At 38.3% G+C, this 21,839-nt stretch carries 28 protein-coding genes; 11 read left to right on the top strand and 17 right to left on the bottom strand.

The genetic code is table 11. From position 1 onward, the window contains the following. From QZ289_RS00815 to QZ289_RS00805, 3 genes are read left to right on the top strand one after another with little or no spacing between them, the layout of a single operon-like run. Positions 1-663: an urease accessory protein UreF gene (locus QZ289_RS00815; RefSeq protein WP_295698086.1), complete on the top strand. Its 663-nt coding sequence runs from the start codon at positions 1-3 to the stop codon at positions 661-663. Positions 664-672: 9 nt separating this feature from the next. After that, positions 673-1,272, top strand: a complete 600-nt coding sequence (gene ureG, locus QZ289_RS00810; protein ID WP_295698084.1) for an urease accessory protein UreG — start codon at positions 673-675, stop codon at positions 1,270-1,272. Positions 1,273-1,274: 2 nt separating this feature from the next. Further along, positions 1,275-2,033, top strand: coding sequence for an urease accessory protein UreD (locus tag QZ289_RS00805; RefSeq protein ID WP_295698081.1), 759 nt, complete (start codon positions 1,275-1,277; stop codon positions 2,031-2,033). Positions 2,034-2,360: 327 nt separating this feature from the next. Here QZ289_RS00805 and QZ289_RS00800 read toward each other — a convergent pair whose 3' ends face one another. Next, positions 2,361-2,615 (bottom strand): helix-turn-helix transcriptional regulator, encoded by a 255-nt coding sequence (locus QZ289_RS00800; protein WP_295698078.1) that lies wholly within the window; start codon positions 2,613-2,615, stop codon positions 2,361-2,363. Between the two features lie 114 nt (positions 2,616-2,729). On the opposite strand from QZ289_RS00800, the gene rmuC reads away from it, so the two are divergent. The 4 genes from rmuC (at position 2,730) to QZ289_RS00780 (ending at position 5,697) form a co-directional block, all read left to right on the top strand. Then, on the top strand, positions 2,730-4,271 hold the full coding sequence (rmuC, locus tag QZ289_RS00795; protein WP_295698076.1) for a DNA recombination protein RmuC: 1,542 nt from the start codon (positions 2,730-2,732) through the stop codon (positions 4,269-4,271). Position 4,272: 1 nt separating this feature from the next. Continuing rightward, positions 4,273-4,635, top strand: a complete 363-nt coding sequence (locus QZ289_RS00790; protein WP_295698073.1) for a hypothetical protein — start codon at positions 4,273-4,275, stop codon at positions 4,633-4,635. Then, a complete protein-coding gene (locus QZ289_RS00785; protein ID WP_295698072.1) occupies positions 4,632-5,180 on the top strand; it encodes a hypothetical protein in 549 nt (182 codons plus the stop codon). The genes QZ289_RS00790 and QZ289_RS00785 overlap by 4 nt, the downstream gene beginning before the upstream one ends. Positions 5,181-5,304: 124 nt before the next feature. Beyond that, positions 5,305-5,697 carry a hypothetical protein gene (locus QZ289_RS00780; protein ID WP_295698070.1) on the top strand — a complete coding sequence of 131 codons (393 nt, stop codon included), beginning with the start codon at positions 5,305-5,307 and terminating at the stop codon, positions 5,695-5,697. A gap of 148 nt (positions 5,698-5,845) precedes the next feature. Here QZ289_RS00780 and QZ289_RS00775 read toward each other — a convergent pair whose 3' ends face one another. Continuing rightward, positions 5,846-6,490 carry an NAD(P)-dependent oxidoreductase gene (locus tag QZ289_RS00775; RefSeq protein WP_295698067.1) on the bottom strand — a complete coding sequence of 215 codons (645 nt, stop codon included), beginning with the start codon at positions 6,488-6,490 and terminating at the stop codon, positions 5,846-5,848. Between the two features lie 180 nt (positions 6,491-6,670). On the opposite strand from QZ289_RS00775, the gene QZ289_RS00770 reads away from it, so the two are divergent. Further along, positions 6,671-7,003, top strand: coding sequence for a helix-turn-helix domain-containing protein (locus QZ289_RS00770; RefSeq protein ID WP_295698064.1), 333 nt, complete (start codon positions 6,671-6,673; stop codon positions 7,001-7,003). A gap of 585 nt (positions 7,004-7,588) precedes the next feature. Here QZ289_RS00770 and QZ289_RS00765 read toward each other — a convergent pair. The 15 genes from QZ289_RS00765 to QZ289_RS00695 all read right to left on the bottom strand — a co-directional run bounded on the left by QZ289_RS00765 (position 7,589) and on the right by QZ289_RS00695 (position 19,467). Further along, positions 7,589-8,317 carry a hypothetical protein gene (locus QZ289_RS00765; protein WP_295698060.1) on the bottom strand — a complete coding sequence of 243 codons (729 nt, stop codon included), beginning with the start codon at positions 8,315-8,317 and terminating at the stop codon, positions 7,589-7,591. Between the two features lie 12 nt (positions 8,318-8,329). Further along, positions 8,330-9,553, bottom strand: a complete 1,224-nt coding sequence (gene coaBC / locus QZ289_RS00760; protein WP_295698058.1) for a bifunctional phosphopantothenoylcysteine decarboxylase/phosphopantothenate--cysteine ligase CoaBC — start codon at positions 9,551-9,553, stop codon at positions 8,330-8,332. Between the two features lie 73 nt (positions 9,554-9,626). Next, positions 9,627-10,118, bottom strand: coding sequence for a ferritin (locus QZ289_RS00755; protein ID WP_295698056.1), 492 nt, complete (start codon positions 10,116-10,118; stop codon positions 9,627-9,629). A gap of 74 nt (positions 10,119-10,192) precedes the next feature. Beyond that, positions 10,193-11,182: a UDP-N-acetylglucosamine 4,6-dehydratase (inverting) gene (pseB, locus tag QZ289_RS00750; RefSeq protein ID WP_295698154.1), complete on the bottom strand. Its 990-nt coding sequence runs from the start codon at positions 11,180-11,182 to the stop codon at positions 10,193-10,195. A gap of 18 nt (positions 11,183-11,200) precedes the next feature. Then, the gene (gene mrdA / locus QZ289_RS00745; RefSeq protein WP_295698054.1) at positions 11,201-12,985 is read right to left on the bottom strand and encodes a penicillin-binding protein 2; all 1,785 of its coding nucleotides are present in this window, start codon (positions 12,983-12,985) and stop codon (positions 11,201-11,203) included. Next, positions 12,982-13,434, bottom strand: a complete 453-nt coding sequence (locus QZ289_RS00740; protein ID WP_295698052.1) for a hypothetical protein — start codon at positions 13,432-13,434, stop codon at positions 12,982-12,984. Before QZ289_RS00740 ends, mrdA begins: the two co-directional genes overlap by 4 nt. Continuing rightward, a complete protein-coding gene (locus QZ289_RS00735) occupies positions 13,398-13,868 on the bottom strand; it encodes an N-acetyltransferase (RefSeq protein ID WP_295698051.1) in 471 nt (156 codons plus the stop codon). Before QZ289_RS00735 ends, QZ289_RS00740 begins: the two co-directional genes overlap by 37 nt. Beyond that, a complete protein-coding gene (gene yihA, locus QZ289_RS00730) occupies positions 13,858-14,514 on the bottom strand; it encodes a ribosome biogenesis GTP-binding protein YihA/YsxC (RefSeq protein WP_295698048.1) in 657 nt (218 codons plus the stop codon). The genes QZ289_RS00735 and yihA overlap by 11 nt, the downstream gene beginning before the upstream one ends. A gap of 3 nt (positions 14,515-14,517) precedes the next feature. Beyond that, entirely contained in the window at positions 14,518-14,991 is a 474-nt protein-coding gene (gene lptA, locus QZ289_RS00725; protein WP_295698046.1) for a lipopolysaccharide transport periplasmic protein LptA, read from the bottom strand. Continuing rightward, the gene (locus QZ289_RS00720; RefSeq protein WP_295698043.1) at positions 14,991-15,524 is read right to left on the bottom strand and encodes a hypothetical protein; all 534 of its coding nucleotides are present in this window, start codon (positions 15,522-15,524) and stop codon (positions 14,991-14,993) included. Before QZ289_RS00720 ends, lptA begins: the two co-directional genes overlap by 1 nt. Then, positions 15,505-15,999, bottom strand: a complete 495-nt coding sequence (locus tag QZ289_RS00715; protein ID WP_295698040.1) for an HAD family hydrolase — start codon at positions 15,997-15,999, stop codon at positions 15,505-15,507. The genes QZ289_RS00720 and QZ289_RS00715 overlap by 20 nt, the downstream gene beginning before the upstream one ends. Next, the gene (hisB, locus tag QZ289_RS00710) at positions 15,996-16,598 is read right to left on the bottom strand and encodes an imidazoleglycerol-phosphate dehydratase HisB (protein WP_295698037.1); all 603 of its coding nucleotides are present in this window, start codon (positions 16,596-16,598) and stop codon (positions 15,996-15,998) included. The genes QZ289_RS00715 and hisB overlap by 4 nt, the downstream gene beginning before the upstream one ends. Positions 16,599-16,620: 22 nt before the next feature. Beyond that, positions 16,621-17,532, bottom strand: a complete 912-nt coding sequence (locus tag QZ289_RS00705) for a septal ring lytic transglycosylase RlpA family protein (RefSeq protein ID WP_295698034.1) — start codon at positions 17,530-17,532, stop codon at positions 16,621-16,623. A gap of 11 nt (positions 17,533-17,543) precedes the next feature. After that, on the bottom strand, positions 17,544-18,653 hold the full coding sequence (locus QZ289_RS00700) for a lytic transglycosylase domain-containing protein (protein WP_295698032.1): 1,110 nt from the start codon (positions 18,651-18,653) through the stop codon (positions 17,544-17,546). Between the two features lie 19 nt (positions 18,654-18,672). After that, positions 18,673-19,467 carry a TatD family hydrolase gene (locus QZ289_RS00695; protein WP_295698152.1) on the bottom strand — a complete coding sequence of 265 codons (795 nt, stop codon included), beginning with the start codon at positions 19,465-19,467 and terminating at the stop codon, positions 18,673-18,675. 145 nt (positions 19,468-19,612) lie between these two features. Here QZ289_RS00695 and ribE point away from each other — a divergent pair, with 145 nt between their 5' ends. The 3 genes from ribE to QZ289_RS00680 are packed head-to-tail and all read left to right on the top strand — an operon-like array spanning position 19,613 to position 21,744. After that, positions 19,613-20,245 (top strand): riboflavin synthase, encoded by a 633-nt coding sequence (gene ribE, locus QZ289_RS00690; RefSeq protein WP_295698029.1) that lies wholly within the window; start codon positions 19,613-19,615, stop codon positions 20,243-20,245. 21 nt (positions 20,246-20,266) lie between these two features. Continuing rightward, positions 20,267-20,545 carry an EscU/YscU/HrcU family type III secretion system export apparatus switch protein gene (locus tag QZ289_RS00685; RefSeq protein ID WP_295698026.1) on the top strand — a complete coding sequence of 93 codons (279 nt, stop codon included), beginning with the start codon at positions 20,267-20,269 and terminating at the stop codon, positions 20,543-20,545. After that, positions 20,542-21,744: an ABC transporter permease gene (locus tag QZ289_RS00680; RefSeq protein ID WP_295698023.1), complete on the top strand. Its 1,203-nt coding sequence runs from the start codon at positions 20,542-20,544 to the stop codon at positions 21,742-21,744. Before QZ289_RS00685 ends, QZ289_RS00680 begins: the two co-directional genes overlap by 4 nt. Positions 21,745-21,839 lie beyond the last annotated feature (95 nt).

The raw sequence follows: 21,839 nt of genomic DNA, 5'->3' as shown, positions 1-21,839 counted from the left end.
ATGAACTTTTTACTTTTGCAAATCAACGACTCACTTTTCCCCATAGGAGGCTATACGCATTCTTTTGGGTTAGAAAGCTATGTACAATTAGGCACTATAAAGAATCAAAAAGACGCTAGAGAATATCTCATATCTTATTTACACACACAATTTTTATATACAGATATGCTAGGTATTAAACTTGCTTTAGAATCTAAAAATGTAGAGAAAATCCTTGAGCTAGAATCCTTCTTATACGCAGCAAGTGCCGCAGAGGAATCAAGAAATGCTATGCAAAAAATAGGCATAAGATTCATAAAAACACTGCAAATAACACAAGAAGGGCAAAAGGAGCTTTTTTTAAACTATGCCAAGATGAGTAATTATTTCTTATATCCTATATGCTATGGCGTCTTTTGCAAATCACATCATTTTAAACCCAAAGATTGCATAAAGCACTACATATACACCCAAATATCAAGCACCCTTACAAATTGTGTGAAGCTTATCCCCCTAGCCCAAGGTGAAGGGCAAAAGATTCTTATGAGTTTGCATAAAGAATTTGATATGGCATATACACAGTTAGAAACTTTAGGGGAAGCAGATTTTTGCGCTATAAGCCCTCATCAGGAAATCAAGGCTATGCAGCACGAGAATCTCTACTCAAGATTATATATGTCTTAAGGAGAATAAATGGTAAAAATAGGCGTATGCGGACCAGTAGGAAGTGGCAAAACAGCACTTATAGAAGCACTCACACGAGCAATGAGCGAGGAATACTCTCTCGCAGTGATTACAAATGATATTTACACAAAAGAAGATGCGCAATTTTTGAGCAAAAATTCCATTTTACCACAGGAGAGAATTATAGGTGTAGAGACAGGAGGCTGCCCTCATACAGCTATTAGGGAGGACGCCTCTATGAATCTTGAAGCTTTAGATGAGCTTTTAGAGCGCTTTCCTGAACTTGATATTGTGTTTATAGAAAGTGGGGGAGATAATCTCTCTGCTACCTTTAGCCCAGAACTCGCCGATTTTACGATATTTGTTATTGATGTTTGCGCGGGAGATAAGATCCCAAGAAAGGGGGGACCGGGCATTACACGATCCGATTTATTGCTTCTTAATAAAATTGACTTAGCTTCGTATGTAGGAGCAAGTCTAGAAGTGATGAAAAATGATACACAAAAAATGAGAGGGGATAGGGCATTTCTCTTTACAAATATCCGCCAAAAAGAGGGGATTGCAGATGTAATAGAGTGGATAAAAACTTATGCCCTTTTAGAAAAATAATAATGAGTAACTTTCCGCAAAAAAGTGTGCTAGAGCTCATAACAAAGGTAGGAGCAGATAATAAAAATATCATAGATAAAGTATTTTTCACTCCACCTTTTAAAATTATACAGCCCCTAGAGTATGGGGATTTTGCCGAGATTATGCTGCTGTGTGTCTCTGCTGGGTTAATGAAAGATGATACGCAAGAAATACACTTACGCATAGGTGAAAAAAGCAAAATACTCCTTAGCACCCAAAGCTATGAGAAAATACATAATACACAAGATGGCAAAGCCCAAAGAAACACGCAAATAGTCGTAGAAAAAGATGCTTTTTTGCGCTATTCTCCCCTGCCTTGCATTCCTTTTGAAAATTCCTCCTTTGAGGCACATACAAATGTATTTTTACACGAGGATTGTAGATTCTATTATGATGAAATCTTTTGTGCGGGTAGGGTTGCGATAGGTGAGACATTTGCCTTTAAACAATTTGCTTCAAAAATTGCCCTTTATGCTCAAAATAAACTTATATTTTTTGAAAATATGAGGCTTATCCCTGCGCAAATGCCACTTCAAAGCCTTTGTATGTTTTATCATCATACACATCTTTTAAGCTACATTATCTTTGATAAAAGCATAGATAAGGAGGCATTAAAGGCTAAGGTTTTAGATTCAAAGCTTAATGCCGGCATAAGCTCTCACGGAGATGTTATACTTATCAAAGCTCTAGCCAATGAAAGTGAAATCTTGCTTGATTTTAAAGAAAGTCTATTGAAATAGCTTAAGTTTTATCTTAGCATAGATTCTATGCTCTAATCTATTGTGCCTTTGCTATTTGCAAGTGTGGATAAAACACTGCGTGTTGTATGTGGCTAAAGCTGCTACAAAGGTCTTGTAAATGGGAGCTAAGCCCCCATTTCCGCCATGCAACCCCTTAAAAGGGGCAAATCCCGCAGTGGCAAAGCCACGAGGGAAAAAGGTTGCACTTGATGACTTGCCAACGCAATTTACAGGTATGGATTAGCACTTCGTGTGAATCATCAAGTGAGATTCTAAGGTTTAGAATTTCTATTATCAATCCTCCATTATTACATACAAAAGCCTAAATTAAAGCATAAAAAACTCTGTAATATCTACTTCAAGGGATTTAGCGATTTTGTAGCAATGCTCTAGGTTGAAGTGTTTGCCATAGCGATTATTCTCACAATTAGAATAAAAGGCTACGGATTTAATGCCTATATCAAGAGCTAAGTCAAGCTGCGAGACTCCTCGCTCCTCACGTAAAGAGCGAATCTTACGTGATATGCGTGTATGAAAGGCTAGAATCTCTTCTTGCGTGGCGTTACCAAAGCCATTTTGCATAACTCCCCCGATGATACAGAAAGCTTATCCTATGGGATATTGAATAACGCACTTTACAAAGTTAAAATGTGTTTTCATATATCCTATGGGATAAATACATAAGGAGAAAGTCAAATGATCTATTTTGCAATTACGTGTGTTCTAATATTAGCAGTTATTTGTGTTTATAAATTTGTTAGCACATATACAGAAAAAATTAAAATTGAAACAAAATACGAAGAGTTGGAAATAGAAATTGAAAGACTGAGCAAAGAAAAATATGCAATGAAAGAGGTTTGCGATATTGCACAAGAAACAAAAATAAAGCTTGAGGCAGAAAATAAACACAAAAATGAACGTATCGAAGAATTGTTAAGGCAGGCTGAGCAGATGAATAAAGATAAAAACACTATTGAAGAAAATTACAGCACCATACACGAATACAAGATAAAACTTGAAGCAGACAATAAAAATAAAGAAGTGCAAATTTGTAATTTAAATAAAAATATTGGAGAACTAGAAGAACATATAGAACAAATAAGAAAAGAAAATCAAAGCATAAAAGATGATAATGCAAGATTTAAGGCGACAAATGAGGCAAATGAAAAACGTATTAATGAATTAAATAACGATATCGAGAGGGAAAAAGCACAACATAAAGATATGTTTGAAAGTATTCAAAAAGGACTAGAAAAATACATTAAACTACAAGATGATAATGTACTCAAGAAAGTGGAACTGATATTTAATAGGGATTCTAAAAAAGCATTAGATGATGTTTTTATACCTATTAAAAAGACTATCCAAGAATATTCGGTTAATTTGAGAGAAAATGAAGCCAATCTAAAAGGACAGATTAAAAGTGTGTTTGAATATGCTAGAACAATGCAGGAAACTACAGAATCATTAAGCAAGATTCTTAAAGGAGACAAAAAGGTAAGAGGCAATTTTGGAGAAATACAGCTTAAAAATGTTTTAGAAAATAGTGGGCTTATTGAGGGTGAGCAATATAAACTTCAAACACATTTCAAAGACGGAAACAAAGGATATAAGCCCGATGCTGTAGTATTCTTAGATGGTGGTGCAGAAAATGATAATAAAAGGCGGAATATTATTATTGATTCTAAATTTCCTTTACCCGATGACTTAACGTTAACTTCAGATTCTGATATGGAGCTGGAAAGTCGTATAGCAAAGGAGATAGCTAAAAACCTGAAATATCGTATAGATGAACTTGCTGATAAACCTTATAGAGAGTTTAATGACTACACCTATGATTATGTTTTGCTTTTTTTACCATACAACAATATCTTAGACCTAGCACTCTCGGCAGACCATAACATTTATCAATATGCGTATAGCAAAAAAATATACTTAGTTACTCCTCATACACTTTTTATGGCATTAAAGACTATTCATATAAGCTGGACATACATTCAACGAGAAAAAAGTGTGCAAAGCGCATTTAAAGAGATTAATGCTTTTTATGAAAAGTTTGCCACTGCAATTGAAAGTTTTCAGGGCATTCAAAAACATTTCAAATCTTTAGGAGACGATATTGACAAGCTAGATAAGCAACTTGTGAGTGGCAGAGGGAACTTGTGTGGCAAATTTGAGTCGCTTAAAAATTTTGGAGCTACACCTAAGAAAAACCTACCCAATGTTGAAGGAGAGTAATATGGACGAAATAAAAGGAGACAGAATGAAAAAGTTAATTTTAGCAGGATTTTTAGTAGCAGGTGCTATGGCAAATGATGACGATAAATTAGCAGAATCATTATTGTTTGGACTTGGCTATAAGGTTTTTGAGTGTATGGGGCAAAAACTTTTACAATTACCAAAATCACTTGATGTTGAAACGTATTATAAGTTAAGTGACGTATTTGAACGAGATTGCAGAAAAGAACATATGGATAATCTCACTCCAGATGAACAGGCAACGTTGAGTGCTTATATTAGCAAACGAGGCAGAGAATCTGCAAACAAAGTTTATAATGCAGGTGGAGAAGCAGTAGTGAAGCAATATGAGGGTAAGAAATGAATTTTTTATACTATTGCTTTATTTGGCTTATAGTGCTAGTTTTAGCCATACCAGCGCTCCCCATATTGCTATTACTCTATTATTTAGAAGTAGATGTGAGCGAGGTATGGGAAATATTAAGCTTTAAAACTTGGCGTGATAGAGAACTCATCACTCAAAAAGGTTTCACTACCTTTGGCGCGATAGTAGATATGCTAGTTAATATTGATAGTATAAAAAATCTCAATACTTATCAAATAGCTTTTTATCAAGGTGAGCATAGCAATCCAAAAGATTGTATGCCCTTAAGAGTATCTAAGAATATGAAGCACTTATCTTATAAGCAAAAAGTTAATAAGACAGAGAGAGGCAAGCTAGAGTTTGAAAAGATAGAGGGCAATATCATTATGCTTAATCCCATAAAGAGCAGCACGAGCCTATTTGAAAAAAATATCAAATACACAGCAGAGAAAGATTATATATACAATATCCTTACTTCATTTAAAGATGAGGTATTGGAGAGGCGATACAATTCTTTGGTAAGTTTGGTATATTTGATAATGTAGATTTTATTATGCTTAATAAAACCACAGGCTTTAAGTTTATAGGAAAATATAGAACTACCAGCGCAGCAGTTAATAATGGAGATATATTCTATTGTAAATCAATGGTATTTAATGAGGAGTAAATATGAAAAGATTAGTTTTAACTTTAGGTTTAGGTTTGGTAATGGGTTCATCTCTATACGCAAAGGATAGATATGTTTGTAAAGATAAGTCGTGGGAAGAGTATATGAACGGAGGCAAGATTGAATTTAGGGTAACAAACAGGGAATACAATGCCGATGAGAAATCTAAATTTATTTGCCAATATATAGATAATGTATATGCAGAAACGCGTTGTAGCTACGATGTCGTATCCTTCACTGACATAAATGGTAAAAGCTACCATAGAGAGAATGAAGTTTTAATCAAAGTGCAAGAGTTACAAACTGCTATGATAGGTAACCTCACTTCCTATCTAACAAATCTTAGGCAAGAACTCATAGATAAAGGTGAGTGCAAGATTATCGATTTTGATTGAAAAGCTTTACCAAGTGTTGCCAATGCCCCCTTTTTTTATTTATGGGCGATTTAATAACCTCAATAACACACTCATCCCCCACGTATCTTGCTAATAATTTTGCAATCCTCGCATTTTTTTGCAGTTAAGCAGTGGGCTAAAGCCCTAATTATTTTGCAAGGAGTGAAATGCGCCTCTTAGCATATTTGCTTTCAAAATTTGTGTTTGTAGCAATCTCAATAAGCGCTAGAGCATAATCTTTGTAACTAATATAGCTTTGATTTTGCGCATTTAGCTTAAATTCCTCGCCTATAATCTCGTATTTGCCACTCTCTGCCCCCTCAAAGTCATATATCGCCGCAGGGGAGATATAAAGCCAATTAAGAGAATCTTGTGTGCGGATAAATGCTAGCACATCAGCCGTAGCCTTTGCCACGCCTAAATATTCAGCTGGAAAATCAGGCGTATCCATAAGCCTTGTAGTGTGCGAACTCTCCATATAGAGACTTCCCGCACCGCCCACGATGATAAATCGCGCCTTATTGCCTTGCAAAATCTGCACTAAATGCTTGATATGCTTTATATGCAGCTCTAAATTGACCCATTCAGCAAAGGCATCGACAATCACATCAAAGCCCTGCAAATCTTGTGAATCTAATGCGAAAATATCCTTTTCTACAAGCTTTACATTTGCGGGGAAATCCGCCTTTGCGCGATTACGGACAAATGCCACAATCTCCAAGTTTGCCCTTAATGCTGCTTCTAATACACATCTGCCACTTTTACCACTCGCACATAAAATCGCTATTTTCATTGATGCTCCTTAATATAATAAAACATTGCAAAATGATTTTTGCACTTAGCATTATAAATACACTTAGTTATTAAAATCAAGTAGGTATAAAATTATAATGTAGTTAGATTTTCTATACCTTTATGTAAAATAGGGAAAATCTGTGATATAATTTTTATAGATTTTTTATAAGGAGTGTAGATGAATGCCTATGTTTCACCCTGTCCTGTGGAGACAAGCCTCAATCTTATTGGTAACAAATGGAAGCTTATCATCATACGCGATTTACTCAGTGGCACAAAGCGATTTGGGGAGCTTAAAAAACTAGCGAGTGAGACAAAAAATCAAAATATATCCCAAAATGTGCTCACACAGAATCTACGAGAACTTGAAGCAGCAAAGCTCATTAAGCGCAAGGTATATCCGCAAGTGCCACCAAAAGTGGAGTATTCTCTCACAGAGCTAGGGCAAAGCCTAGAGAGTGTGCTTGATGCGCTTAAAAGTTGGGGAGAGAAATATCAAGATTCACATTAATACCGCTTAATTTTTATAGAAAACTATAAAAATGCAAAACGCTTTCTCTCTTTGCTTAGAATCTTTAAGATCTTCCTCCCACACACTACCCACGTTTGAATATATCCCCCCCCCGATTCAACGATATGCTTCACTTAAGGGGAAAGACTTTAAATTCTCCTACTCTCTTTAATTAAATATATTTTTATTCCCATCCCCTAACCCCCTTCGCTTTGGGAGGGGGGGAACAAAAGGTGAAAGAAATTCTGCAAGGGAGGATAAAACAATATAAACTCTATAATAGAAGGAGAACAAAAAAGCCCCTTCCCTTGTGGGAGGGGGAATAGAGAAAGGAATCTCTCTTAAGGAGTGGAGAAAAGAAAGGCAAGGCAAGGTAATCTCCAAAAGGAGGGGGATAATATATCCGCACAGCAAAAGAAACAAAATGTGAAGCTATATTTGCAAACGCTATGATAGTAAAGCATTAGCTTTAGCTAAAGTCTGCTTTTTAGGTATTTGTAAGTTTTGCTCTACAAGATGAAGTGCTCTAAAAAATAGGGCTATATGATAAAGCTATGCAGACACAAAAGCTAAAGCATTGTCTCATTATCCGCGCACATCAAGCAGGGCTTCTTTATACTCATAGAATGGGCTAAGGTGGGTATTAATGCTGATTTTGCCAATCTTAAAGCCCTTAAGTTTATTCAAATTCTGCTCAAGGAGCGTTTTTGTGCTTTGATAAAGCACTTTCATATCAAGCGTATTGCCCTCTTTATGCACACCAATTTCCCCCTCCACAATCCCCAAAAGCGGCATTATTGCGCTAAATCGCACTTTGTTCGTGCCATATCTTTTCATTTGTAACACTTCATTTTTCTCATCAATCACAAGGCTTAGCACACCATGTTTTAGTCCAAGCAAAAGATGGCTTAAAAAAATGAACTCCTCCCTGCTTTTTGCTTCTGCGAGTTTATAGCTCAAAAAATCTCTAAATCCTTCAAAAATATCACTCTTTTCTCCCATTTCCTGCAGATTCTGTAATGAAAATTTAAGTGGTGCGTCAAAAAACATTTCCATAATTTTAGGCTGCGCGATGAGGTTTTTTAATGCAATATGCCCTAGGGAGCTTCGCCCCATTTCACCCCAATATCGCTCCCCAATATGCAGGGGCTTATAGCTTTTTGTCTCAATCTTTTGTGTGCCAATTTGCAAAAGATACATATCGCCCTTTAGCTTTGCTAATACCTTAATCAAAATAGGCAATGAGGCATTATAGGTAGTGGGCGTTTGTGTGCTTTTGAGCGCGGTGGAAATCTTTTGCAATGCGCCTATCATTTGTCAATCCTGTCACTTAAGGAGGGATTCTAAACTTACAGCAATCCCTAAAGCCACTTCAAACTTTGAGCCTTTAAGCGTTTCTACGCCCTTATGTGTGATGAGCTGTATGCTGTTATTATCATTCCCAAAGGGATTTTCCTCGCTAATCACATTTAAACACACCATTTGAGCGGACTTTGCTTGTAACATATCTTGTGCGTAGTTTTGTGCCTCTAAGTCATCAATCTCCGCCTTAAAGCCCACTTTATAGGCAATATCAGGTGGAATAGAGGCAAGAATATCTTTTGTCTTATGGCAGGTAAGCTGTAGAATCTCACCTATTTGTGCTTTTTTGAGTTTGCCCTTTTGAGATGGTGGGGCATAGTCTGCGAGAGCTGCTGCCATAAACACAATAGGCTTTTTCTTGGAATCTATAGTGTGGAGGGCGTTATTTATAGCATTATCAAAGGATTGCACATCTTGGACATTCACACATTTGATAGCCAGAGGGAGTTTTAACGGAAAGGCACTTGAGATAAGCGTTACCCTCGCACCCAATGTAAAAAGCGCTAAGGCTAATGCACTTGCCTGTTTGCCGCTGCTGTGATTAGAGATATAGCGCACCTCATCAATGTTCTCCTTTGAGCCACCACCGCTAATAATCACCTCTCTCTTATCCCAAAATGCGCTCCTTGTAGTGAGGGCTTGAGCTAGGGTAAAAATAATCTCATCAATATCCGCAAGTGCGCCATCTCCCTCATCGCCACAGGCAAGCACACCCGAGCGTGAAGGGATAATGTGATAATCCATTTGTGCTAATGTAGCGAGATTGCGCTGTGTTTGAGGGGCATAGAGCATAGCTGTATTCATCGCGGGAGCTAGAATCTTTGGCGCTGGAGCGGCTAGAAGTGTGCTAAGCAAGACAGAATCTGCTATACCACAGGCGATTTTTGCAATGGTATTAGCCGTTGCCGGAGCGATAAGCACAATATCCGCCCATTTAGCATAAGCGATATGATTAATGCCCTCTGTATCTGCATTTGCCCAGCTTTGATTAGATTCAACAAGGACGATGTGATGGCTTAGGGTTTCAAAACTAAGAGGATTCACAAACTTACAGGCTTCATCGCTCATAACAACTTTTATCTCTGCGCCGTATTTATAAAGCTGTGAAATACAATCAAGCATTTTATATACAGCAATGCTGCCGCTAATGCAAATAAGGATTTTTTTGTTTGTGAAAATATGCTGCATATACTCTCCTATCAAGCCCTAAAATTTAGGGCTTTGTATGAGAGAATCTAGCAAAGAAAAGCTTATTTTGAGATTACTTCGCAAGATCTTTGATGAATCTATCTGCAAGATAGGGACCATCATCTTTAGAACCAATAAGCTTAATTTTATCTACGATACCGCGGAAAAGTGCTTCCTCTTCGTGCTGTTCGCTGACATACCATTGCAAGAAATTAAATGTAGAATAATCTTTGTTTTTGAGTGTAAAATCTACCAAATCATTAATAGATTGAGTGATTTTTTGCTCGTGGGCGTAAGTTTTTTCAAACACATCAAGTAAGCCATTAAAGTTAGATTCTGGAGCGGCTACTTGCCCAATGCTTACTTTTGAATCTGTTTCATTCAAATAAGTGATAAGACGTTTAGCGTGTCCGCTTTCCTCATCGGCGTGTTGGAATAAAAACAACCCTGCACCATCAAAGCTATTTTCATAGCACCAAGAGCTCATACTCAAATAGAGATTAGCCGCATACATTTCTTTTGCGATTTGCTCATTGAGCAATTTTACAATTTCATTTGAAATCATTTTGTATCCTTTAATGAGAATTTGGAAACGCGGAATTGTAGAATCTATTTTCTAAATTTTTACTTAAATTTTTATCATTTTTGAATAATTTTGAGAATATCATCAGCTTCAAGCCACCACGAATTGCTCTCACTACTATATTCAAATCCAGAGGCTACACTCACGCCACACTCGCCTTTAAACGTTTTATGATAATTGATTGGTGTTTGGAAATTAATCGTTGGCATAATGATGAAAAATCTATCAAATTCTACGCACAAATGAGAATCATCACGAGGCACCATCACTTCGTGTAGTTTTTCTCCCGGACGGATACCAATAATTTTATGAGGCAAATGCGGGGCGAGAGTTTTAGCAAGTTGAGTAATCTTTATGCTTGGAATCTTGGGGATAAAAATTTCTCCTCCGTGCATTCGCTCTAAACTCTCTAGCACAAAATTTACCCCAGATTCTAAAGTGATAAAGAATCGGCTCATACGTTCATCAGTGATAGGCAGTTCTGTGGCGCCATCTTTAATTAGCTTTTGAAAAAATGGAATAACAGAACCGCGTGAGCCTACGACATTGCCATAGCGCACCACGCTAAATTTTGAATCCTTGCTCCCCTTGATATTATTTGCTGTGATAAAAAGTTTATCCGAACACAGCTTAGTAGCGCCATAGAGATTGATGGGATTTGCCGCTTTATCTGTGCTTAGGGCGATGATATGCTTGACATTATTGCTTAAACACGCGCTAATAACATTACTCGCGCCATCAATATTAGTTTTAATGCACTCCATAGGATTGTATTCTGCAATCGGCACGTGCTTTAGGGCTGCTGCGTGGATACAAATATCTACACCACTAAGGGCTACCTCAAGACGTGATAAATCCCGCACATCACCGATAAAATAGCGCATTCTCTTATCATTAAACATCTGTGCCATTTCATATTGCTTTAGCTCATCGCGGCTATAAACGATAATTTTTTTAGGATTATGCCGTTTTAAGAGTATCTCTACGCACTTTTTGCCAAAGCTCCCTGTGCCGCCTGTAATCAAAATCGTTTTAGAATCTACTATATGCTTCATCTGTGCTCCTTATTTGACATAGCCTAGCTCTTTAAGCTTATTTGCGATTTTCACAAGCACAGGTGCGCCACTCCCACCACTCCCACCGTGTTCTATTAGAATGGTTACTGCATATTGTGGATTTTCATAGGGTAAAAATGCAGTAATCCAAGCGTGAGAGCGATGGAAATATTCCATTTCGGATTCTTTAATACGTTTTTGCACATCTTGGGGGATACCCACTACTTGAGCTGTCCCTGTCTTACATGCAAGCTTTACTTGTGAGCCTTGTGCGCGGGAGTATGCTGTCCCACCCGGCATAGAGCAAACCTGATACATACCTTTGCGCAAAACATTAAGTTTTGATTTTTGCACATCGTTGAGCACATCTTTAGTCGCAAATACGGCTTGCTCTCCATTGAAATCTTTAGCAAAATGCGGTGTTACAAGCTTACCAGAAGCTATAAGGGCGGTATAGCGCGCAATCTGTATAGGTGTGGAGAGAAAATAGCCCTGTCCTATTGATGTAGTAATTGTATCGCCTGTATACCATTGCTCTCCATATCGCCTTAGTTTCCATTCAGGTGTGGGCAGAATCCCACTTACCTCATTGGGAATATCCACTCCCGTAAGCCTACCAATACCCATTTGTTTAAGCACATTTGCCATATTTTCAATCCCCGTATATTGAGAGAGGATATAAAAATATACATCTACAGATTCTCTAATTGCCTTGATTGCATCAGCACTGCCGTGTCCTCCTGCTTTCCAATCGCGGAACTTTCGATTTCCAAATTCAACAAAAGCTGGAGTTTGAATCACGGAGTTTTCATTAATATTTGCAAATTCTAAAAAGCTAAGCAACATACCCATTTTAATAACCGAGCCGGGTGGATAGCGACCATATACGAGCTTATTAATCAGGGGCTTATGCACATTTTCTATTAATTCCTGCCAATTTTTATGGCTAATACCATCAACAAAATAATTAATATTATATTCTGGGTAACTACCTGCAGCGAGAATCTCCCCATTGTGTACATTCATTACTATAACTGCTCCAGAACGTTGTGTAAATTCTGCATCAATACTTTCTTGCAGTTTCAAATCAAGTGAAAGCCGCAAATCATTGCGTTTAAGCACATTATCTTCTTGTAATAGTTTCACTTCTTTATACAAAGAGTTAATTTGTGATTTTCTATATCCAGCCTCACCTTGTAAGTAGGTATTATATGTTTTTTCTATACCTTCTTTACCTATAATCTTACTATATGCTGATAATGGATTATTTTGAATATCTTTATTGTTTGCCTTAGCCACATAGCCGATTACGTGGGAGGCGGTGCTTTCATTAGGATAGAATCTTTTGCTATTTGCCGCCACAATCACATAAGAGGAACGTTTAAGATGGGCGTAGATTCCTAGCATTTGTGCATAAGGCACAAAATGCACTAATTCCACAGGATTGTGATTATAGGCGTGATTGTTCTTTTCGTAGAGTTTTAAAAGATTATCTTTATCCAAATGTGGCAGAAATGACACGATATGTTGTATTTCTCGCTCAAGAATACTTTTATCTCGAATCTTAGGGACTAATGATACAGAAAATCCTAGTTCATTAATGGCTAAAGGCTCATTGTTCCTATCGACAATCAAGCCACGCATAGGGAGCAAAACTTCTGTCCTGATGGCATTTTTTTCGGCAAATTTTTCATAATACTCGTGATTAATCACATTAATAACAAACAAACGTATGCTGATGATAAGCCACACTATCACCATACAAATAACAAGAATTGCATAACGTGTATTCATACAAACATCACTACAATAATCTCAATAAACATATAATAAAGCACAATCCACATATTTGGCGCGATACTACTTCCCATTAAGCCATCTATCATAAGAGCCAGAAAGTAAAATCCCACATAAGCTAAAACCACATAAATAGCCCGAGCAATACGAGGTGTATCGAGCACAGCCTGTATGCGCGGAATCACCAAAAATGATAAAAATAAAAACAAGCCTAAAAGCATACCCATAGGGAGATTATTCTCTGCTTCTATGAGTATCACACCTAAAACAACAGCTAAAAATCCATAAAAATTATCTTGTTTGTCAAAGCGCATAAACAGGCTTAAACACACGCCAATAAATGGTGGTAGCCACATCTGCATACTCGCTACACTCTCATAGACATAAAATCCTACAAAGAGTAGGATACTTATGAGAGTTTGTTTATAAGTGCTATTTCGTCGCATATTGGAAAATGTTTGCATTTGATACAATCCGCCCATATTTTGTGATTTGGCAAAAGTGATTTGTCTATTATAACAAAACCTAGCCTTTGAAACAAATGCGCTCGATAGGTAAGAGTGAGAATCTCCTTTATCCCTAACGCCCTGCCTTCATCGATAGCCTTTTGTATGAGCTTACTCCCTAAGCCCTGTCCGCGCAAAGTATCTTTTACAACCAAAGAGCGTACCTCTGCTAAATCCTTGGAATAAATATACAAAGCGCAAAATCCCGCTATCTCCCCACTCTCATCATCTTTTATTATATGATAGGAGCGGATAGCATTTGCCATTTCATCTTCGCTCCGCTCTAAAATATTGCCATTTTTCACTTCAATATTGACAATTTCTCGCATAGCAGGTATGTCTGCAAGTGTGGGTTTGATAATGTTATACGCCATTTGAGTATCCTAATGTGTGGGTAATGATAGATTCACGCATATTAGCAATAGAGGTCATTTTGCGATGATTTTTTGCAGTGGCACTAAAAAGAAAGTGATATATCTGCTGTGAATCTGTCTCATTATGCGATAGATTCTCTATCTTACTTTTAAGGGTATTGAGAGCAGATTGCGTGAGTTTATCAGCTTTAGTGTAGATTCTCATAATGCGACTATCGCCACGACATATACTTTTAAGCACTTCATTCATCATTATATCCGCCTCCATATCTGTATGTCTTGAATCTACTAAATGTAAAAAGAGTTTAATTGATGGGCGATTGCTTAGAAATGGCAATAAATGCTTTTGCCATTCATTTTTGAGACTTTTGCTTACCTTTGCATACCCAAATCCGGGCAAATCAATCAAAGTCAATGGAATGCGCTCATTTCTCATCGCCCATAAAGAGTAAAAAAAATTAATAAGCTGTGTTTTGCCCGGTGTGGCGGAGCTTTTTGCTAAAGGCTTATTTAAAAGCGCGTTGATAAAGGTGCTTTTGCCCACATTGCTACGTCCTAAGCATACAATCTCCGTAGTACTGGGTGATGGGGCGTTATCGATACTGCTTGCACTGCTTAAAAAACGAGATTCCAACACTTGCACCATATTTCACTCTTTTTTATCATCTTCCATAATAAAGGTAAGCACACTAGGTTTTTGATTTGAGCCTTTCACGGAAGCCTCTTGTGTTGTGGGATTAAGCGTGATGATATTACCTCTAATGGCGTTACTTTTCCCCACCTCCTCAATCATCGCATTATTAAAAAGTTGATATTCATCTTTTTGCACATCATACACTGCCCTTTTTGCCCTCCCTTTGATTTTCTTATCAGGCATTTTGGTATAGAATCTCACATTGCCAATAGCCGTGTATGTAAGAGGTTGATTCTTTTTATCAGTTTGTATCACCACTTCATCAGCCCATAGTTTATCCTCACCCTTTATTATCATCACTTCGCCACTTAGTATCGTCTGCCCCTTTTTTAAATCGCTTTGTATTGTTTTTGCACTCACTTCTAGATGCGACGAGGTAGCAGCAGCACACATACACACACACATTATTATAGGGCAAATCTTATACATTATTTGCCCTCCATAGTGATATTTGCTCGTATAGAATCTGCTTTAATGGTATGTTGCAGTATATTATAGTAGATATTCTGCCCTATGGCTTGTGTCGTGGAATTGTGCAAAATGAAATCGCCCCTGCCTCTAAAAATACGCGTGGCGTAATGATAAGTCGCCCATTTGCTCCAAAAATACAATCCATCTAAACGTAGATAATCTACACCTTGCGAAAAGGTGTAGATATGATTTTTACTATATACAAAAGGGGCATATATATATTCATTAAAATTATTATTAAGTTGATTCATAAAAAGCTCATAAATCTCCTCGTGTTCTTCAAAGCGCAATGCCCTTGTCCCCCACGAAATAGCTTGTGTGTATTGGGGATTTATCAAATAGAGTGTGAAGTTATTGATTTCAATATTAGGAATCTCCTTGCCAATGGCTTTATGTAGCTCATTATCCTGTGTGAAAAACACTATACTTCCTAAGCTAAAGCATAATAAAGCAATAAAAAATGTATAGATTCTATAAGAAATATTTTTCAAGTTTTTTATCCTTATTGAGCCTTAAGACATCTTCTATCATTTCTCGTACCGCTCCATCGCCACCAAGTGATGAAAGCACCTTGTAGGCATATTTTTTTAACGCCTTTGCACCGTTTTTTGGCATATAGGCAAAGCGACATTGTCTAAACATACTTAAATCATTCAAATCATCGCCAATACAGGCTACTTCATTCTCTTGCAAATGTAGCTCTTCAAGCAATGCCCTAAGCACCTTACCCTTATCCTCTACGCCCATATAAATATGCGCTATACCTAGCTCCTGCGCACGTTTGCGCACCATTGCAGATTCTCTTCCTGTGATAATCGCACTAGCACGTTTAAGATGGCGATTCCATACATTGATCGCTAATCCATCGCGTATATCAAAGCTCTTTATCTCCTCGCCACTTTGGGAATAATACACCTTGCCATCGCTCAATGTCCCATCGACATCAAAGACAAGGAGTTTTATCATAGGATACCTTTTGTAGAGGGAATGCAGATTCTAGGATTTTCACTCAATGCACGGCGGAATGCCACGCCAAAGGATTTAAACATCGCCTCAATGATATGATGGAGATTCTTGCCACGTTTAAGCACGATATGTGCACTTAAATGTGCATTAAAGCAAATTGCACGGAAAAACTCCTCCACAAGTTCTACATCAAGTTCCCCTACCATACCTTTAAATGGGAGCGTGTAGTTATGCGTGTCAAAGACTAAAAATGGGCGATTGCTCACATCAATATCGCATTCTACGCAAGCTTCGTCCATCACCACACTTGCATTACCAAATCGCTCAATGCCTTGTGCGGGGTAAATAGCTTCGTTTAATGCCGCCCCTAGCACGATACCGCAATCTTCTATGCTATGATGCCCATCGACAAATACATCGCCCTTGCATTGCAAAGTAATATCCATCAATGAATGCTTTGTGAGGGCTTCAAGCATATGGTTGAAAAAGCCAATTTGGGTTTGTATATTTGCCTTGCCACTGCCATATAGCAGCACACTTAAGGCAATATCTGTCTCTTTTGTCTTGCGACTCTTTTGTATGATATTATCTTGTTTCATTGCCTTACTCCTTGCAATTAGCTCAATTGCGGATAAAGAATCCTCCCTGAATCTGCGGATTTTTCTTTAAAAAATCCCTTGCTTCCTGCTCACTTTGGAATCCTCTCAAAAATACCCGATAGATAGGCGCACCATCAAGCTCAAATTCCTTAATCACGCTTTGATAAGGTGGTGTGTGAGAGAATCGCTCCTGTGTGATTTGCGCCCCCTCATATCGTCTAAATGCTCCCACCTGAATGGCGAAATCCCCGCCACTGACAGATTTTGGTGTGCTTGATACTTGAAATTCACTTTTTAATATATCATCACTCTGCACATTTTGCACGGCTTGTTTTACATCTTTATTTATCACCCCACCAAAACCAATGACTTCTAAACGCACTTTTGCTGTGCCAACTTTGACCATATCAATATCGTGAGCTGCCACAGAGCTTAAATCTATAATGCGCCCCTCTACAAATGGTCCTCTATCATTAATGCGCACAATTGTGCTTTTGCCATTTTCTACATTTAACACCTTTACCACCGTATTCATAGGGAAGGTTTTGTGTGCGGCAGTGTGAGCGTGCATATTATAAGTTTCACCATTAGAGGTTTTCTTGGTATGAAAGTCCTCCCCATACCAGCTCGCATAGCCATCAAAGCTGTCGCCTAAACTTACCTTTTCAGGGTAATACCACTTCCCTGCGACTTGATAGGGGCGCATTGTGGCTTCTTGAATGGCTGGAGATTCCCTCATAGAATTGCCCCCGATATTAGGCGTAATACCTTGATTAAAGGCATCTAAATCATCAAAGCTATCATTAAAGCCCTTTGTGCTTTTAGCATTATCATTCCAATCTGCACTTTTCTCCAAACAGCCTAAGAATCCTATGCAACACACCACCATAAACAAAGGATATAAAAATATTCTCATCATATTTACCTTTTTCATAATTTACCTCCTTATCGTCCATCTGCGATTGTAGCTTTCTTTCCCTTTAGGACGGGAATAGTTAGCTTTTGGTCAATGCGTATATGCGAGCCCTTAATGCCATTAATATCTTGCAATTCTTTGATGGATACTTTATAGTTTTGCGCGATTACGCTAAGGCTCTCACCCTTTTGCACAATATGTGTTACAAACACAGATTCTGGATAATCCTCTTTGAAATTTTGCTTAAAGATGCGAAGTTTATCATAAGGCAAATAGACATTATAGTATCGATTGCCCGGCGGGAGGATAGAACGTGTAAAATGGCGATTATATTTTTGTAGTTCATTTAATGGAATCTTAGCACTTTTAGCAATAGCACTTAGCGAGATACCACCCTTAACGCTTACACTTGCAATACTATCAGTTACCCCACGATTAAGTAAATAATCTACATTTTGTGCCCTTAAAAAATCTACATCATTAAAAAGCAAACTCATAGCTAAAATCGTGCGGATATAATTGCGCGTTTCTGCTGGAATGTATTGTGCCTCTTCATCAAGCAATGTCCCTATAGAGCTATCACCACCAGCTTCTTCTATACCTCTTTTCAATCGCCCTAATCCACAATTATATGCCATAGCGGCTAAATACCACTCGCCTGTGGCATCATAGAGATACTTAAGATACTTTATTGCTGCTTCTGTGCTTTTAATCGGGTCTTTTCGCTCATCAATATAGCTATTAATCTCTAAGCCCAAGCCCTTAGCCGTTCCGGGCATAATCTGCCACATACCCATAGCTTTTTTAGGACTTTTTGCTGTGAGAGTAAATTCGGATTCTGCCATAGCGAGAAATAAAAACTCTTGTGGCACTCCCTCTTTTGCCATCATATTTTTCAGCACAGGGATAAATTCATAGCTTTTGGTAAATTTCTGCACGAAATATTGCCATTTTTCCTCGATTTTCTGCACCCTCTGTGTATCCGCCATACTGATGATAAACCCTGTATGCACACCAAAGGAGTTAAGAACACTATTTGTTCTTTTATTATAAGTAAGAGCATAAATATCCCCTTCATCACTTAAAGCAGTGCAAAAAATAAGTATCCACGCACAAGCTACGCGCAATAATATAGACATCAAAGCTCCTTGTTTTTGCTTAATCATTAAGTTCCTTAAAGAGTCTTAAAGCATTTGCTGTGCTAGATTCTATCACTTCTTTTTCGCTCATTTGTAGCACATTAGCAATCTGTGCCATAATCAGCGGAATGTGATAGGGCTCATTACGTGTGCCTCTGTGTGGGTGAGGCGTGAGATAGGGCGCGTCTGTTTCAAGCACGATACGTTCCTTTGGAAGTAGGGGCAACACCTCTAAAAGTCGGCTTGCGTTTTTAAACGTGCAAACCCCGCCAATACCATAATAAAACCGCTCCTGTAAATCAAGCAAGATTCTATCCGCATTATAGCAATGCAACACCCCATAAGCTAAAGGATAGTTTTGTAAAATCTCAAAGCTATCATTGCTTGCCTCACGTATATGCACGATAAGGGGCTTTTGATAGGATAAAGAGAGTTCAATTTGTGCGATAAAACATTCCTTTTGTCTCTGCTTAATGGCTTCTCTTTGCTGCATTATAGATTCTGCAGAATCCTCTACTATCTTTGGCAAATAATAATAGTCTAATCCACACTCCCCAATAGCGATACATTTGTTATCTTTGAGCGCGTCTTTTAGTACCAATTCATCAAAGAGCTCAATGTCCGTGGGATGCACCCCTGTGGCATAATACACATTCTCATATTTGTGTGCTATGGCTTGTGCTTGGGGTAAAGTGCGTATATCCGCGCCCGGAATGATGATTTTGCGCACTTTATGGCTTAGGGCGCGTTCAATCACTTGCTCTAAGTCATTTTCAAATTGTTTGGAATCTAAATGACAATGCGTGTCTATCATATAATCAAATGGTATAGGTTCTCTCGCACTCATCGCGGGTAAAATCCTTTTAATTGGTATTGATATGTTAGAATAAAAGGCGAAATTCTAGCACAATTAAGCTATGTTAAAATTAAATATCAAAGAAACTCTATAAGGAAAGATGATGTTTAGTGGATTGGTTCGGTATATCGCACAAGTGAAGTCTTTTAGAAATAACACACTTGAAATTCTCACATCGTATAATCAAGCGCACATAGGAGATTCTATTGCGATTAATGGGGCTTGTCTCACGGCTATAAGGGTTTTTCAAGGTGGTATGGTAATGGAGTTAAGCACACACACACAAAAGCACATCGCCACAGAAAACTACGCACAAGGAGCATTCGTGCATTTAGAGCCAGCTTTGCAAGTGGGAGATAGATTTGATGGGCATATCGTGCAGGGGCATATCGATGGTATAGGGCGTATTACAGACATTAAGCACCATAGGGATTCAAGCGATTTTTGGATAGAATCTTCTAAAGAAGTGCTTTCATACATTATCTCTAAGGGCTCTATATGCATAGAGGGGATTAGTCTAACGGTTGTAGAATCTACAAAAGACGCCTTTAAGCTTACTCTTATCCCTCATACCTTGCAAAATACGCTTTTTGGGAAGTTTCACATTGGTAGGAGAGTGAATCTTGAGACAGATATTATCACGCGTAGCGTTGTTAGCACACTTCGCACGATAATGCAAAACAAGCCCGATTCTTTCTCGTGGAGTGAGATAGATATGGCTTCATTGAGCTATTAAGCACATTGTAAGGAAAGATACGTGAGAGATAAAAAAGCAGTTGCCCTTAGCTACAATGCAGTAAATGACAATGCCCCACGTGTAGTAGCTAAGGGCAGAAATGAACTTGCTATGCGTATTATCGCTAAGGCAAAGGCTTTTGATGTGCCACTTTTTACTAATCATTTGCTTGTAGAATCTCTTTTTGATGTGCCACTAGATTCCCATATCCCGCCTGAAATGTATAATGCCGTGGTAGAGGTGTTTATATGGCTACTCCAATGTGAGAGAGAGGCGCAGCTTAGCAAGGATATTATGTGAAAAATAGCAAACAAAAGCTAAAAATGGCGATAAAAGCGCATTTCTTGGAGTTTTTATCATTTTTTAGACGCGAATTTAATGGCTTTATTCATGATAGATTCTCTGTGTTTCTTTGCACTCTCGCACCGCTTTTGCTTGGGCTTTTTGTATGGGCGGTATTTTCACAAAGCTTTGTGAGGGCTGCGCCTATTGGCGTAGTGGATTTAGACAAAAGCCCATTAAGCAGAGAGCTTATAAGCAACCTTGATAGCATTCCCACAATGTATGTCGCGCAGAAGTTTAGCAGCCTTGAAGAGGCAAAAGCTGATATAAGCAATGTCAAAATCTATGCTTTAGTTATTTTTCCTTATGGGCTTGAAGCGCGGAGCAAAAAGGGGGTGCTTAGCCATATTCCTATTTATTATAACGCGCAGCTAGTGCTTATCGCTAAATCTATTGAGGGGGCGTTTAAGCAGCTTATTGCGACAAGTAATGTCAAGGCAAAGCTAGGCACTCATCTCATCGAGACACATAATCTCAATGCTGCATTAGCGCAAAGCTCCCCTATTCTTATGCAAATCACTCCCCTTTATAATATCAATAACAGCTATTCGCAGTTTTTGCTCACAGGGATTCTGCCTTGCTCGTGGATTATGCTCGTAATTTTATGTGTGATTAATGCTCTCGCACGTGATGAAAGCGATGTGGGCTTTGTGAAGGGTAAGCAAAGTCAAATGCCTCAAGGCATTAGCGCGGGGGTGTATATCCTCACAAAAGTATGTGCCTATGCGGGAATATTCTCATTTTGGTGGGTGATAATGATGCTATTTTTTACCGCACTTGGCTTTAGCTTCCGCGGGAGCTATTTGGTCTTGTATGGCGGAGCGTTGCTTACGATTTTAGGCTACTCGGGGGTTGGGGTATTTGCCTATGCGCTCTTTCGCGACCATACTCGCGCCCTTGCCATAGCGGCGATTTATTGCGCTCCAAGCTTTGCATTTACAGGGCTTACCTTTCCTTTAAACTCTATGGGAGAGTTTGCAAGTTTTTGGCATACGATCTTGCCTATCAGCCATTATTTGAAGCTCTATGTGCAGGTCGCAAACTATGGCGTAGATTTCGCCACCGCTTTAAAAACGATGTGTGAGCTGCTGCCTTTTGTCCTCTTTGTGCCCTTTGGGATTATGATTTATAAAAAGCGTGAAGCTAGAGTAGAGTAGCTCTTATTTTAAGCCTAGAGAAAGACTTGCCTGTTTGTCCTTAAAGTTTAGAGAATTTTTATTATAATACCTGCCTTAGATTCTAAACAAGGGAG

This window comes from uncultured Helicobacter sp. (genome assembly GCF_910577135.1).
GTDB classification, from domain to species: Bacteria; Campylobacterota; Campylobacteria; order Campylobacterales; family Helicobacteraceae; genus Helicobacter_C; species Helicobacter_C mastomyrinus.
This window is presented reverse-complemented; position numbering and strand designations above follow the sequence as displayed.